This window comes from Streptomyces sp. NPDC050263 (assembly GCF_040655955.1).
GTDB lineage: Bacteria > Actinomycetota > Actinomycetes > Streptomycetales > Streptomycetaceae > Streptomyces.
In genome coordinates, this window is record NZ_JBFAKW010000186.1 from 1 (window position 1) to 14,422 (window position 14,422).

The window sequence follows — 14,422 nt, forward strand, 5'->3', positions numbered from 1 at the left end:
CCGGCGAACTCCCAGGTGAGCGGCCTAGTTCGAGACCCATTTCGACCTCAGAGGATAAATGCCAAGAAGCTGTGTCGGAACCGACGATCTGTGACGTTCCGTGACTGGTGGACCGGCGGGTGGTGCAGGGCGCCATGTGTCGCTATAGGGGCCAGAATTGGCCATGTTGGCTCGGAACCTGGTGATGTTGGTGTGAGGTGGAGTCTGTGCGCATCGCCGGGCCGGAGTCCCGCAGCCGACGCAGGACGCCGACGCTTCGGCCCGCGCCGGGTGGTGCGCCATCGCCCCAATGGTGGAGATGGTCGGGAAGGTCACACGGAGCCGTTACGACGAGCTGGTGGCCGAGTCTCTGGAACATGGTGGAGGAGGACGCCCGCTGCCAGTTCGGGCTCGGGGACGCGGCTTTGGAGCTGGAGCCGCTTCGCGGGCACGGCGGTCACCTGCCGCTCGACGAGGGTGACCAGGGTGTGGAGGAGTCGATGCGGCTGTTTGCCGATGAGATCGGGCTGTCCTTCTATACGGTCCGGACTCACCGGTGGGTGGCCGCGCAGTGGCCCTCCGAACGCCGGCAGACAGGGGTCTCCTGGGAGGCCCATCGGATCCTGGCCTCCGTACCGGACCGGTTCGAGCTGATCGGGAACCCGCCGTTGAGCGAACGCACCGGCCGGCGTCGGTGGAGTGCGGAGGTGGCGAAGAAGTTAGTGGGCGGGAAGACCGAGGAGGTCCTGGTCCCGGTCACCGTGCAGGAGAAGGTCGAGGCGATCCGTGAGCTGGCCCGTGACGACGAGGCGGTGGCGGCGCAGGTGGCCTCCGACCTCCTGCGCCGACCGGAGGTGGCGTTCAAGGCCATGCGCGACCCCGAGGCCCGGGAGAACGTGAACGAGGCCCAGTTCGAGCAGGCCGAACTCGAAGACGACGAGTTCGAGAAGGACTACGACAACACCTTCGGCACCGACGAGGACGGCGACCGGTTCGACGACCCGGCCCGCATCGTCCACAGCTGGCGGAAGTCGATGGAGTTCTCCGACCTGATCGCCGTCTGCCAGGGGTTCATCGACGGGGCTGCCCGGCTGGTCCCGAAGCTGCGCGGGCATGAGTTCACCGACACCCAGACGAAGGTGTTGGAGAACCACCTGGAGAAGATCCGGGCGACGGCCGACTGGATCGAGACCGCGGCCGCGACCGGGCAGGTCGATCTCGACGAACAGCTCGCCCAGCTGCTGCGGGGCCAGTAGCCATGGGGGCGGGCCTGCCCGCCCACGTCCACGGCCAGGCGGTACGCAGGGCTCTGCAGGAGGCGCGGCCGGCGGGGCTGACGCTTCCCCAGTTGTACAAGGCGACCAAGCGCACGCCGTCGCAGGTCTGGGCGGGCTTGCGGTTCCTGCGGAAGGTCGCGGTCAAGGAAGGACTGCCGCCGGTGACCTACCGCAGACGGGACAGCTTTCAGATGTCCGAGGAGAGCGAGGTCTGGATCTCCTACGAGCGGGCGATCTTCCAGGCAGAACTACACCGGGTCACCAACTTCATCACCGGGATCATCGCCCCGCACGCCAAGAAGGCCCCGGACGACGAATGGATCCGCCTGGTCCTGGACCAGCTCGGCGGCGTCAAGGCCACCCTGGAAGTCCTCACCCGTATGGAACGCTGGTGACCTGCACAAACGAGACCAGGCCGCCGACCGTGCGCGAGTGGTGCTACCCCAGTGACACCACGGACACCGAATGGGACATCCTCGAACCGCTGCTGCCCGTCCCGGCCTGCGAGTTGCCCATGGGCGGGCGCCCGGAGAAGCATCCGCGCCGCAACGTGGTCGATGCCATCCGGTATGGCAACGACAACGGGTGCAAGTGGAGGGCTGTTCCGGTCGACTTCGGGATCCCCTGGCGGACGGTCTACAGGTTTTTCCGAAGATGGCGGGCGAGCGGGAACCTGGCGCGCATCCATGCCGAGCTGCACCAGCTGGTCCGTCTTCACGACGGCCTCAATCCCCGCACCGTCGCGGTGATCCTGGACTCCCAGTCCGTCAAGGGAGCCGAGACGGTGGGCCAGGCCACCCGCGGATTCGACGGCGGAAAGCTGATCAACGGCAGGAAGCGACACCTGGCGGTTGACCTGCGCGGCATGCCGCTGACCGTCATGGTCACCAAGGCCTCGCCGCACGACAGCATCCCGGCCCGCGACCAGTTGTTCCGCCTGCGCCTGGCCCATCCCGAACTCGCCGTCGCCTGGGCGGACTCCGCCCACGGCGGAACCCTCGTCGACTGGTCCCACTCCTTCCTCGGGATCACTCTCAAGACGGTGCCCCGCCGCAAGGACCAGGACGGCTTCGCCGTCCTGGCCAAGCGGTGGCGAGTCGAGCGGGCGATTTCGTGGATCATGAGAGCCAGGAGAAACGTCCGCGACTACGAGCGGCTCATCTCCCACAGCGAGGCACACATCACCTGGACCTTCATCACTCTCATGGTCCGCCGCCTCACCCGACCTCCCCGACCACCACGCACGGCACCACACCCTGTCCAACCGGCGAAAGCGGCCGTCAATCCCACGCCCATACGCATCCGGAAGCAGACGCAGACGATCCGGCTGGCCCCACCACCCTGCGCTGATCCCGTAATGATCAGAGCCTGCTCAGAAGGGCAGGCCCCCCAGATCCAGACTGACGGTGGGATGAGGCAGGCCGACTAAGTCGTAGATCATGGTGGTCACTGACAAGGTCCCAGCGCTGTCAGGCTGGCGGAAGGCGACGGGCACGGAAACCCTGCTCCATCCCATCTGCGTGCAGAACGGGACCATGTCCGGGCGGCAGAGCAGAACCATCGTCTCGGCACCGGCTGCTCGTGCGTGTTCGACCGCAACGCTAATCACCGTCCGGGCGATGCCCTGGTCTCGATAGGCGGGGTGCACCAGCACACCGCCGAGCCCCGCAGTGTGACGCGGCGATCCATCGAAGGCCATGTCCCGCAGCAGCCATCCCGCGGAAGCAACCGGCTGTCCCTCGGAGACAGCCGTGAGGGTGTGCTGTTTGTCAGCCCGCACCAGGCCGAGCCCGTTCACCCTGAAGGGGTCGGGCAGGCAATCACGGAGTGCGGCCTTGTCATCCGGGGAACCGGGGCCCAGCGTATGGATCAGCTGGAAATCTGAACAACCGTCGTCGACCACAGGCTCCGCGGCGGCTGTGTCGGCGGGGCCAAACCGGTAGCGCAGGCAATGCAGACCACTGGACTCGACAGTCCCGTCCGCCTGGGCGCCCAGGCGACGCAGTACCGCGATCGAGGCCGCATTGTCGGGCAGAACAAACGCAAAAACGGCAGGGAGCGAGAGGCGGCGAAATGCATGGTTCAGGCACGCACGGCCCGCTTCGCCGGCGATCCCGCGTCCTTGGGCCCGTGGGTGCAAGGCGAAACCAAGGTCGACTCCGTACTGGGGTCGATTCCGCAGTCCCACCCGGCCGAGAAACGCGTGCGTTGCGGCATCCCTGACCGCAAAGTCGCCATAGCCGTGTCTGGCCCAGTGGGCGACGTGATCGTCGCACATGACCTCGGCCGCAGACCGACTGTCCGCCCGGCCGGTCGCCAGCCATCGCATGACGCCGTCCTGACTGACCACAGCTTCGAAGAGATCTTCGCTGTCCTCTCGGCGAATCGGCTCCATCACAAGCCTCTGGGTACACAGAACGGGTCCACTTAACCGGGCCACTCAGCAACTCCTCTCGACCAAGGACTGAAGGAGCGTACCCAGCGACTCAGAACAGGACCCGCCGCTCGGCAACAGGCATCTTCAGCTTCAGCCCCTCCGTTACGGCCCCGGACTCCCAGCTCTGTCCTCAGGGGCAAAGTAGCTACGAGTGATGCTCAGGCCATGGGTCGACGAGGGTGCTGACGCGGTTCTCGTACTCGCGGCGAGCCTTGCGCTGTGCCGGGATCGCCGGGGTGTCCGTGGTGCCGTTGAGGGGCTGGCAGCGAGCGAGGAGTCAGCGGTGGATCGCGGGCGCGGCGCTGACGCGCAGTGTGTAGCCCTGGCCGCGCCGTACGGTCACGCCCTGGTCGAGCGCGGCCCGCTCGGCGTCGTCCAGCTCGGCGGCGCGGAGGAAGTCGGCGACCTTGCCCGGCATATCGAGGGCGACCGGCAACTCTGGGGCCGGAACGTCCTCGTGGACGGCGGCGGTGTGCTCGGGCATGAGGTCGGCGACGGCCGTACGGATGGCGCCCCGGCTGACGTGGTGCGTGCGGGCCAGGGCGGCGATGGACTGGCCGCCGAGGTACGCGGCGCGCACGGCGGCGGTTTTCGCGGCCGTGACGGCCGGGCGGCGCCCACCCTTGTTGCCCTTGGCCTCGGCGGCCCGCAGTCCGTCGTAGGTCAGTTCCCGCTGGAGGTCGCGCTGGAGTTCGCCAGCGGCGGCGAGGGTCTGCACCATGAACTTCACGGTGGACAGCAGTTCTCCGGTGCGCGGGTGGCGGGCGGTGAGGTCCATGGCGGAGAACGCGCCGTCGTGGATGCGCAGGGCGAGGCGGCGCTGGTGCAGGACGTCGAGCACGTCGAGGATGTGACCGGTGCCGCGCACGAGACGGAACATCTCGGAGATGTGCACGGTGTCGTCCGGCCGCGCGTAGGTGAGCAGCTCGCCGAACTTCGGGCGCTGGAGCGGGTGGAGGCGGCTGGAGGTGCCGGCCTCCTCCTCGAACATCACCGGGTCTTCGATCCCGGCCTCGGCGAGGACGAGGTTCTGACGGTCGGTCGACTGCTGGTCGGTCGACACCCGCTTGTAGACCAGGTTGGCCATGCCGTCCCCCGCTCCTGTGGACCCATGACCCTAGCTGTCATCAAACCCTGTCGTCAGCCGTCATCGGGTCTCATTGGATCAGCGCCGCCCGGGTGTCCCGGAATGTCCGGGTTCATTGGATGCTCGTGATGCCTGTCGGCAAACGATTGTTTGCCGACAGGCCGGAACCCCCTTCGGATGTCAGCTCCCGCTGGGCTACGGGCAGGGGAGACGGTGGTGCGCTTCTGCTGCCGGCACGGCATCGATAGGAAGTTCGTCAGTAGGGGATTGGCAAAGTAGTGAGCCCATTGACGGTAGCCACGTTCAGCGGCCTTCACCAGCGGAGTTCTACCCAAGGAATCGACCTTGGGCGGCTGGGTCTCGCTCCTTGCGGACACGGTTGCCATGGCGGGGGCGGGTCGGGAGGATGGCCCGCATGAATTCGATCACTCAGGGAAGTCCCGCGCGCCCGCCGCTGACCGTGGGCTTCGACCTCGACATGACGCTTGCGGATGGCAGGCCGGGCATCAAGGCGGTGCTGGACCGGTTAGCCGCGGAGTCCGGTGTGAGCATCGACAGCGACCTGGCGATCACGCGGGTGGGGCCGCCCATCGAGGAGGAGTTGGCCCACTGGTTCGAGGCCGCCGAGGTGATGGCGGCCGCCGACCGGTACCGTGCGCTGTTTCCCGAGTTCGGCGCCCCGGTCGGCACCGTACTGCCGGGCGCGCTGGAGGCGATCGCCGCAGTGCGCGGGCGGGGCGGCCGGGCCATCGTGGTCACCGGCAAGTTCGAGTCCAATGCCCGGCTCAATCTGGCCTCGTTGGGCATCGAGGTCGACGAGGTCTTCGGCTCTGTCTTCGCCGACCGCAAGGGAACCGTCCTGCTGGAGCAGGGGGCCTCCGTCTACGTCGGCGACCATCTCGGCGACATCAAGGGCGCCCGGGCGGGAGACGCGCTCGCGGTCGCCGTGGCCACGGGGCCGTACAGCGCGGACGAACTGCGCGCGGCTGGTGCCGACGCCGTACTCAACGATCTGACGGAATTCCCCGCCTGGCTCGACGGGCATCTTGTCGGCGTCTAATCCGGACAACGGGCCGCGCGATCAAGTCATTTCTTTGTCAAGGATGGCTTGATCGCGCGGCCCGTTGTCGAAAACCTGTGAATCACTTCCCTGTCTGGTGATCCACATCACAGGAGGCACCCTTACGGAGCCCGGCACCCCGTGCATATGCTCTTCGAGGTTGCGTGAACGGTAATTCGGAACTTCCTTCGACGGCTTTACGGATCGAGGAGGAAATGATGAAAATCGGAGAGCAGCAAAAGAGCGAGGCCAGGGTTCCCGTATTCCGGGACTTTCGTTCCGGAGTGGCATTTCGCGATGTGATGCCGGTACTGGCCGATCCCGAGACGTTCAGCGAGGCACTCGACGACATCGCCCGGTGGGCCGCCCCGCTGGCACCGCAGCTGGTGGCCGGCATCGACGCCCGCGGGTTCATCCTCGGCGGCGCCCTGGCGGCCAGGCTGAACTGCGGATTCCTGGCGGTCCGCAAGGAGGGCAAACTGCCTGGCGCCACGGTAGGCAGGACGTTCTCCGGCGAGTACGCCACCGACCGGATCGAGGTGCGCAGCGACCTGGTGGCGCCCGGCACCCGGGTGCTCGTCCACGACGACATCGTTGCCACCGGGCACTCGGTCCGGGCGGCTACTGAGATCCTGACGGAACTGGGAGCCATCGTCGTGGGCGTCACGTGCCTCGTCGAGAAGGCCTTCCTCGGCGGCCGGTCACGCAATTCGGCCGCCCCGTTCTTCGCCGTCTATTCGTTCGACTCCTGAGGAGTTTTCATGCCTGAGAGGGTGCAGAAAACCCTCACGCAAACGCGCCTCGAAAAATTATGGAGCGCGCGGCTCCAGATATCCCCGATCGACCTTCATGACGATTTCTTTGAGCTCGGCGGTGACTCTCTCACAGCCGCCGAGCTACAATCCGATATCGACCGTGAATTCGGCGTGGAGATATCGGCGTCCACCCTGTTTCTTTCCCCCACCATCAGCGAACTGGCCGGGGCGATAGTAGCCGCCGTGGCGGCCGGTTCACGGCTCGGTGCGCAGCCGCTGGAGGACGTCTCGTGACGATCGGCATCTCCGTGGACCTGACCGACCCGGCCCTGTACTCCGAGGGCGAACCCCACCACGTCTGGCACGAGTTACGGATCCATGAGCCCGTGCGCCGGCAGCCCGTGCCGGAGTCGGACACCTGGTACTGGGCCGTGACCCGGTACTCCGACGTGGAAAGGGTGCTGCACGACTACACGGCGTTCACCTCCGAGCGCGGCACGCTGCGTAATCTGCTCGGCCAAGGCGGCGATCCGGCCGCCGGCCAGCAACTGGCCGCGACCGACCCGCCCCGCCACGACCGGATGCGGACGCCCCTGAAGAAGGCGCTCGCCGCCCGACCCCTGGAGGAGTACGCCGACCGCATTCGTGCAGGCATCCGCGATCTGCTCGCCCCCGGCGCGGACGGGGACGCCTTCGACTTCGCGGAGGCGATGTCCCGGCTGCCGTTGGTCGCCCTCGCCCCGATCCTGGGCCTGCCCGTCGAGGACCACGCGCGGCTCATCCGGCTGGCCAACATGTCCACCGCAGAGGAGGACCCCGAGTTCCAGCTCCCGGGCGGCATCGCGCCGACTCTCAAACAGGGGCACCGGGAGATCTTCGCCTACTTCTCCGACCTGGTTCGCCGCCGTGCCCGCGTCCCCGGCGACGACCTCATCACCGCGCTGATCGGCACTGAGGTGGACGGCGAACGCCTTACGACCGGTTCGGTGATCTCCAACTGCTACAGCATGCTGCTGGGTTCGGCCGGCACTCTGCCGCACGTCCCCACCTCCGCCATCCTGGAGCTGGCCCGCACCGACGGCTACTCTGACTGGGCCACGCATCCCGAACTGCTGGACTCCGGAGTGGAGGAGGCCCTGCGCTGGGCCACCCCGGCGAGCAACTTCATGCGCTACGCGCTGCACCCTCTCGAACTGTCCGGGGTGCGCATCGCCGAGGGCGACGCCGTGGTCGCCTATCTCGCCGCCGCCAACCGCGACCCCGACGCGTTCACCGACCCCCAGGTGTTCGACATCCGACGCCGGCCCAACCGGCACCTCGCGTTCGGCGTCGGGCACCACTACTGCGTCGGATCCCACCTGGCGCGGCTCACCCTGCGGCTGCTCTTCACCGAGTTGTTCGCCCTGTTCTCCGGCATCAACGTCGTTGGCGAGCCGGAACGGATGCAGTCGACATTCCTGTCCGGCTTCAAGCACCTCACCGTGATCGGACAGCCCCGGCCCGAGCGGCGGGAGGAACGCGCATGACCGACGGGGCTCCGGCCGGGCCGGCGGACTGGACACCGGACGTGCCGGTCGAACCGCTCGACGCACCCGGACACATCCTGGATCTCGTCGAGCCGCTGCGCGGCCTCGACATCGCCGTGGTGGACGGCGATGGCTCACTGACCTACGACGGACTCGGCGAACGCTCGGCGGCGATCGCCGCGGCCCTGCGGGCGGCCGGAACCCGGCCCGGCGATCCGGTGGTGGTGCACACCCGGCTCTCCCGCTGGGCAGTCGCCGCGATGCTGGGGGTCCTGCGTGCGGGCGCCCGGTACGTGCCGATCGACGCGGCCTTCCCGCTCGCACGGCGGCGCTACATGGCGACGGCGAGCGGCGCCCGGCTGGCGGTGACGGAACCCGGGCTGCCCATCACACTCGACGGCCTCCAACCGATCCCAGCGGACATGGACGGCCCGCCCGGGAGCGGTGCGCACAGTCCGGACACCCTCCGCGGTCCCCTCGCCTACACCTGCTTCACCAGCGGTTCCACGGGTACCCCCAAGGGTGTCACCGTCTCCGCCGCCGCCCTTGCCGCCTCCACCGCCGCACGGCTGACGTACTACAAGGACCCGGTCACAGCGTTCCTGCTCTGCTCGTCGATCTCCTTCGACAGCTCTGTCGCCGGCATCTACTGGACGCTCGCCTGCCACGGCCGCATCGTCATCCCCAGTGACCGTCCAGCCGACCTGGCGGCCATCGGCCGCGCGGCGCGACACCATCACGCCTCGCACCTGCTGATGCTGCCCTCCCTGTACTCGATCGCGCTGGACGGCGGCGCCGAGCGGTTCGCCACGCTGTCGGCCGTGATCGTCGCGGGGGAGGCCTGCCCACCGGAACTGGTCCGGCAGCACTTCGCCGCCCTCCCGGGCACGCAGCTGTACAACGAGTACGGGCCCACGGAGTGCACCGTGTGGAGCACCGTCCACGCCTGCTCCCCCGAGGACGCGAACCTGTCGGACGTGCCCATCGGCCGTCCCGTTCCGGGGACCCTGCTGTATGTGCGCGACACCGCCGGCCGGCCCATGTCGGCAGGCGGGACCGGCGAGCTGTGCATCGGCGGTCCGGGCCTGGCCGAGTCCGTGCCCGGCCCGTACCACACCGGCGACCAGGTGTCGGTGACCGCAGACGGCGAACTGCGATTCCACGGCCGGACCGATCACCAACTCAAGCTCGGCGGTGTACGGATCGAACGGACCGAGGTGGAGCAGGCGCTGCGGGCCCATCGGGACGTCTTTGCGGCGGCCGTCGGGCTCGGCCTGGCCGGGGGGCGCAAGCGGTTGGTTGGCTTCGTCATCCCGGCGGGTACCACCGTCGACTCCCGCACGGTCCGCGCCCATCTCGTCGAGCGGCTGCCCGCGGTCGCGGTGCCGTCCCGTATCGAGATCCTGTCCAGGTTCCCGTCCCTGCCCAACGGCAAGCTGGACCGCGACGCGCTGGACCGGCTCGCCGAGGCGGCGCTGGCCGTGAAGCCCTGAGCGATGAGGAAGTACACGGAAAGGAGATGTCATTGGCGCGGGCGACAACCCCCCGTTGGCTGATGTGCCGGCAGCGGCGACCGTCGGCGAAGCTGCGGCTGTACTGCTTCCCGCACAGCGGCGGCTCACCCGGCGAGTACCTGCGCTGGTCGGACCGGCTGCCGGCGGAAGTCGAGGTCTGGGGCGTCCAACTGCCCGGACGCGGCAGCCGGTCGGGCGAACCGCCGCTGACCGGGATACCGGAGCTCGTCGAAGCGCTCGTTGACCAGGCGGAGTTCACGGCACCGTACGCGTTCTTCGGGCACAGCATGGGAGCCCCCCTCGCCTACGAGACGGCCCAGGCCCTGCGCGAGCGGGGCCGGGCCGGGCCATGGCAGCTGCTCATGTCCGTCAACGCGCCGCCGCATCTGCACCACCCTGGTCTGTCCCTGCCCGAGCTGACGGAACCGGACTTCGCGGAGCGCGTCGAGAAGCGGTACGGGCCGCTGCCGCCCGGCCTGGCCGACGACCCCGGACTGCGTGAACGGTATCTCGCCACGCTGTACGCCGACTTGACGGCCGTAGCCACGTACCGGCCCGTACCCAAGGAGCCGTTGGACTGCCCAGTACTGGCGCTGGGCGGTGCACAGGACTGGGAGGACGAGGACCGGCTCGCCGAATGGCGGCACCACACGACCGGCCCGTGCGAGGTGCGGATCCTGCCCGGCGGCCACTTCTACTTCCGGGACCGGCCAGACGCCTTCTTCGGCACCCTGTCGGACCACCTGACCCGCCTCGCCCACAGCTTGCCCGGCACCCGTTCCGTCAACCCGTAGGAGACACCGTGCCCGACGAGATCATCGACCTACGCAGCGACACCATCACCAAGCCCACCGCCGCGATGCGGGCCGCCATGGCGGCAGCCGAGGTCGGCGACGACACCTTGGGCGAGGACCCCACCGTGATCCGCCTCGAGCGGATGCTTGCCGACGCCTTCGGGTTCACCGCGGGCCTGTTCCTGCCCAGCGGAGTCATGGGCAACCAGCTCGGCCTGCGGCTGCTGGTGCCGCCCGGGCAGGAGCTTTTGGCGGACGCCGACTCGCACTTCCTCCTCTACGAGGACGGCGGCGTCGCCTGGCACGGCGGCATCCTGACCCGCACGGCCGTGTCCGAGAACGGGCTGCTCGACCCGGCCGTACTCGCCCGAATGATCCGGCCGACCACCCCCTACGGCACCGGCACCATGGCGGTCGCGGTGGAGAACACCCACAACGCCGGCGGAGGCGTGGTGTATCCACTGGAGACCCTTCAGGAAATCCGGCGCGTCACCCGCGCGGCCGGGGTCGCCGTGCACTGCGACGGTGCGCGGCTGTGGAACGCCCATGTAGTCTCCGGCGTCCCCTTCGACGCTTACGGCGCCTGTTTCGACACGCTCTCCCTCTGTGTCTCCAAGGGGCTTGGAGCCCCGGCCGGCACGGTCCTTCTCCTCGACGCCGACCGGCTGGAGGAGGCACGGACGATGCGCCACCGGATGGGCGGGTCGATGCGGCAGACCGGGATCCTGGCCGCGGCCGCCATCCACGCTTTCGAGAAGCACGTGGAACGCATGGCCGTGGACCACGAGAACGCGCGGACGATCGCCAGTGTGCTGAACGACAGCGCCCTGGCCGTGGGCACACCCGAGACCAATATCGTGTTCGTGCAGGTACCCGACGCGAGTAGGGTTCAGGCAGCCTGCGCGGCCGACGGGGTCAGGGTCTCCGTGATGACGCCGACCACGGTACGGCTGGTGACGCATATGGACGTCACCGCGCAGCAGTGCGAGAGGGCGGCGTTCACGGTGGCGAAGGCCGTCTCCGAGGCGGGGGTGCGGGCCTGAGCACCGCCGATCACCGAAAGGCCCGAGGTGCCATTACGAGTCTGGCTGTCCGCCCGCTTCTTCCTGTTCTTCCTGACCTGGAGTTCGTACCTCTCCTACTGGGGCGTCTGGCTGCTGGCGTCGGGCTTCCGGGCCACTCAGGTCACGACGGTGGTGACCGTGGGGCTGGTCGCGCGGTCGTTTTCCATCGCCTTCCTCTATCCGCTGCTGTGCCGACTGACGTCGCTGCGGCGGCTGTCGAGGGCGCTGGTGTGGACGGCGGCGGGTCTGAGCACCCTGTATCTGACCGACCCGGGGTTCGGGCCGATGATCGCGGTGTCGGTGCTGGTCGGCCTGGCCTACCCGCTGTTGATGCCGCTCAGCGAGACGCTGGCCACCATCGGCGCGGCGGACGGTCACGTGGACTACGGCAGCGTCCGCTACTTCGGGTCGGCGGGGTTCATCGTCGGACTCGGCATCTCCGGGGGCATCGAGCGGCAGTTCGGCGATACGGCGCTGGTGTACGTGTTTGTCGTGGGGTGCTCCGTGATGGCGCTCGCCGACCTGGTGCGGCCCACCACATTCCCCGAGGGCCGTACCGCCGTGGCGGGCGGCGGGCGGCGCCGTCTGCTGCGCCAGCCCGGTTACGCCCTCGCGCTCGGCAACTCGGTTCTGCTTCAGGGCGCGCACGCCGCGTACTACGCCTTTGGGGCCGAGTACTTCCGCACGCTCGGCGTGTCCAGCGTCCAGGTCAGCCTGATGCTGGCCCTCGCCGTCACGTGTGAGCTGCTGCTGTTCAAGTACGCGGGACGGCTCCTCGGCCGACGCTCCGTCCCCGTGCTCTTCGCGACGGCCGCCGGGATCTCCCTCCTGCGCTGGGGCCTGCTCGCGGCGCCGGTCCCGGTGACGGTCGTCGTCCTGACGCAGACCCTGCACGCCGGCACCTTCGCCCTCACGCACATCGCTCACGTCCGCTCGGTGCAGGAACACGTGCCCAAACAACTCTGGGCCACCGCCCACGGCCTTTACGCGGCCCTCGCGATCAGCCTCGGCGTCGCAGCCGTCACAACCGTCACCGGCCCCCTCTACGCCGCCTCCCCGCACTGGGCGTTCTTGTGCATGGCCGCTGTCTGTCTGCCTTGCCTGCCGCTGGCTCATGTCCAGGCCCGTGCCTTCGCGGGCGCGGGACCGGCGAACGGGACGCCAGGCGCTTCGCGGTCGGCGGGGGAAGCGGGGGTGAGCGACGCCGCGATCCGGCCGTGACAGACGAAGGGGCCCGTGGGCCACAACCATGGCCCACGGGCCGATGACAAGCCTGGATTCCGGCGTTCCGGCAGGGCCTAGTAGATTGTCGCTGCTAAGTGTGGCTCTGATTGGTGGAGTTGACGGTCGGGCAGTCTCCCCTCGTCGCTTTGCTTCGGCCGGGCGGGGGTGCCATGTCGTCGCAGAAGAAGTATCCGGTTGCCTTGAGTGCTGAGGATCGTCAGGCGTTGGTGCGGGTGACCACGACGGGAGTCCATAGCGCGTCGATGATCAGACGGGCGCGGGTGTTGCTCGCGCTGGATACGTCGGTCAGCGAGGTCGATCCGCGGGCGGTGATCGCGGACCGGGTCGGGGTGTCGTGCGAGTCGGTCCGGCTGATCTCGAAGCGGTACGCGGAGACCGGCGGCGATGTGTGGGCCACGGTCGGCCGGAAGGAACGCGCCTGCCCCCCGGCGCCCTCCCCGGTGACCGGTGAGGTCGAGGCGAGGCTGATCGCGCTGGCCTGCTCGACGCCGCCCAAGGGTCACGCCCGGTGGTCGCTGCGGCTGCTGGAGAGGCACGTGGCACTGATCGAGGACATCCCGAACCTGGACCACTCCACGATCGGCCGGGTCTTAAAAAACGGAACTGCGTCCTCACCTGAAGAAGTGCCGGACCATCCCGCCCGCCGCGAATGCGGCCTTCGCCGCGGCGATGGAAGACGTCCTGGCGGTCTACCGCCGCCCCTGTGACCCGGAGCGTCCGGTGGTGTGCATGGACGAGAAGCCGTACCAGTTGCTCGGCCACGTCCGCGATCCGCTTCCCCCGCGGCCCGGCCGTGACGGCCGCGAGGACAACGAGTACGTCCGCTCGGGGACCTGCTCGATCTTCTGCTGGGTTGAACCGCTGCGCGGATGGCGACGCGTGGATGCCCAGCCCCGCCGGACCAAGGTCGACTGGGCGCGCCAGGTCGAACACCTGCTGACCGTGGACTATCCCGACGCCGCCACGGTCGTGCTGGTGATGGACAACCTCAACACCCACTCCATCGCCTCGCTATATGAAGCGTTCGACCCGGAGAAAGCCTTCGCGCTGGCGCAGCGCCTGGAGATCCACCACACCCCCGAACACGGCTCCTGGCTCAACATCGCCGAGATCGAGCTCTCCGCGCTCACCCGCCAGTGCCTGGACCGCCGCATCGACGACCTCGCCGTGCTCAACGCCGAACTCGCCGCCTGGCAGCAGCAGACCAACAGCGACCAGCGCCAAGTCGACTGGCACTTCACCACCGACGACGCCCGCGTGAAACTGCGCCACCTCTACCCAACCACACAGCAAAAATAAGCTGCGACAATCTACTAGTGCGCAGGAAGTAGTAGCTACCGCCAGGTGGCGTGTAGCGCTGAGTAACTACTTGGGGCCGGGGTCGTGTTGCTGGAGGGTGGCAAAGTCGGCGTGTGCCGTCTCGACGGCCTCGGGGTACGCCTGGGTCTTCTCGTGTTCGGCGAGGGCCCGGTAGATACTGGCAACGGACGGGCTGTGTCCCTTGCGCTTGCCGGTGGGGATGATCAGGGCGGGCTGGATCTGCTCGACGGACTCGCCGAGTGCCTCGCGCCGCAGCACGGTGTGCAGCATGTCGTCGGTGATGACCGGGGGCCGGCCGCCGTACTTGCCCTTGCGGGCCGCGGTGTCGAGTTCTTCCAGCGTCGACTCCCGTACGACGCGCTGA

The 14,422-nt window shown here is 68.5% G+C and carries 15 protein-coding genes and 1 pseudogene; 13 read left to right on the forward strand and 3 right to left on the reverse strand.

Annotated elements, in window-relative coordinates; all coding sequences use genetic code 11:
• The first annotated feature begins 356 nt into the window (after window positions 1-356).
• From AB0J04_RS42860 to AB0J04_RS42870, 3 genes are read left to right on the forward strand one after another with little or no spacing between them, the layout of a single operon-like run.
• Window positions 357-1,235: a DUF6192 family protein gene (locus AB0J04_RS42860; RefSeq protein WP_363174129.1), complete on the forward strand. Its 879-nt coding sequence runs from the start codon at window positions 357-359 to the stop codon at window positions 1,233-1,235.
• Between the two features lie 2 nt (window positions 1,236-1,237).
• The gene (locus tag AB0J04_RS42865; protein ID WP_363174130.1) at window positions 1,238-1,651 is read left to right on the forward strand and encodes a hypothetical protein; all 414 of its coding nucleotides are present in this window, start codon (window positions 1,238-1,240) and stop codon (window positions 1,649-1,651) included.
• Entirely contained in the window at window positions 1,648-2,685 is a 1,038-nt protein-coding gene (locus tag AB0J04_RS42870) for an IS5 family transposase (protein WP_363174131.1), read from the forward strand. Before AB0J04_RS42865 ends, AB0J04_RS42870 begins: the two co-directional genes overlap by 4 nt.
• On the opposite strand, the gene AB0J04_RS42875 is transcribed toward AB0J04_RS42870, so the two are convergent.
• The gene (locus tag AB0J04_RS42875) at window positions 2,629-3,651 is read right to left on the reverse strand and encodes a GNAT family N-acetyltransferase (RefSeq protein ID WP_363174143.1); all 1,023 of its coding nucleotides are present in this window, start codon (window positions 3,649-3,651) and stop codon (window positions 2,629-2,631) included. The two genes, AB0J04_RS42870 and AB0J04_RS42875, sit on opposite strands and share 57 nt — an antisense overlap.
• Before the next feature lie 319 nt (window positions 3,652-3,970).
• Window positions 3,971-4,780: a recombinase family protein gene (locus AB0J04_RS42880; RefSeq protein ID WP_363174132.1), complete on the reverse strand. Its 810-nt coding sequence runs from the start codon at window positions 4,778-4,780 to the stop codon at window positions 3,971-3,973.
• Between the two features lie 415 nt (window positions 4,781-5,195).
• On the opposite strand from AB0J04_RS42880, the gene AB0J04_RS42885 reads away from it, so the two are divergent.
• The 10 genes from AB0J04_RS42885 (at window position 5,196) to AB0J04_RS42930 (ending at window position 14,037) form a co-directional block, all read left to right on the forward strand.
• Window positions 5,196-5,840 (forward strand): haloacid dehalogenase-like hydrolase, encoded by a 645-nt coding sequence (locus AB0J04_RS42885; protein WP_363174133.1) that lies wholly within the window; start codon window positions 5,196-5,198, stop codon window positions 5,838-5,840.
• A gap of 218 nt (window positions 5,841-6,058) precedes the next feature.
• Window positions 6,059-6,592: an adenine phosphoribosyltransferase gene (locus AB0J04_RS42890; protein ID WP_363174134.1), complete on the forward strand. Its 534-nt coding sequence runs from the start codon at window positions 6,059-6,061 to the stop codon at window positions 6,590-6,592.
• Window positions 6,593-6,601: 9 nt separating this feature from the next.
• The gene (locus tag AB0J04_RS42895) at window positions 6,602-6,889 is read left to right on the forward strand and encodes a phosphopantetheine-binding protein (RefSeq protein ID WP_363174135.1); all 288 of its coding nucleotides are present in this window, start codon (window positions 6,602-6,604) and stop codon (window positions 6,887-6,889) included.
• Window positions 6,886-8,121, forward strand: a complete 1,236-nt coding sequence (locus AB0J04_RS42900) for a cytochrome P450 (RefSeq protein WP_363174136.1) — start codon at window positions 6,886-6,888, stop codon at window positions 8,119-8,121. The genes AB0J04_RS42895 and AB0J04_RS42900 overlap by 4 nt, the downstream gene beginning before the upstream one ends.
• Window positions 8,118-9,614 (forward strand): amino acid adenylation domain-containing protein, encoded by a 1,497-nt coding sequence (locus AB0J04_RS42905; RefSeq protein ID WP_363174137.1) that lies wholly within the window; start codon window positions 8,118-8,120, stop codon window positions 9,612-9,614. Before AB0J04_RS42900 ends, AB0J04_RS42905 begins: the two co-directional genes overlap by 4 nt.
• A gap of 32 nt (window positions 9,615-9,646) precedes the next feature.
• Window positions 9,647-10,429 carry an alpha/beta fold hydrolase gene (locus tag AB0J04_RS42910; protein ID WP_363174138.1) on the forward strand — a complete coding sequence of 261 codons (783 nt, stop codon included), beginning with the start codon at window positions 9,647-9,649 and terminating at the stop codon, window positions 10,427-10,429.
• An 8-nt stretch (window positions 10,430-10,437) separates the two neighbouring features.
• A complete protein-coding gene (locus AB0J04_RS42915) occupies window positions 10,438-11,472 on the forward strand; it encodes a GntG family PLP-dependent aldolase (RefSeq protein WP_363174139.1) in 1,035 nt (344 codons plus the stop codon).
• A gap of 27 nt (window positions 11,473-11,499) precedes the next feature.
• Window positions 11,500-12,714 (forward strand): MFS transporter, encoded by a 1,215-nt coding sequence (locus AB0J04_RS42920; protein ID WP_363174140.1) that lies wholly within the window; start codon window positions 11,500-11,502, stop codon window positions 12,712-12,714.
• A 173-nt stretch (window positions 12,715-12,887) separates the two neighbouring features.
• Window positions 12,888-13,445, forward strand: a complete 558-nt coding sequence (locus AB0J04_RS42925; protein WP_363174141.1) for a helix-turn-helix domain-containing protein — start codon at window positions 12,888-12,890, stop codon at window positions 13,443-13,445.
• Window positions 13,408-14,037 (forward strand): IS630 family transposase, encoded by a 630-nt coding sequence (locus tag AB0J04_RS42930; RefSeq protein WP_363174142.1) that lies wholly within the window; start codon window positions 13,408-13,410, stop codon window positions 14,035-14,037. The genes AB0J04_RS42925 and AB0J04_RS42930 overlap by 38 nt, the downstream gene beginning before the upstream one ends.
• A gap of 66 nt (window positions 14,038-14,103) precedes the next feature.
• Here the strand turns inward: AB0J04_RS42930 and AB0J04_RS42935 are convergent.
• Window positions 14,104-14,422, reverse strand: a pseudogene (locus AB0J04_RS42935) (recombinase family protein); the annotation flags it as partial.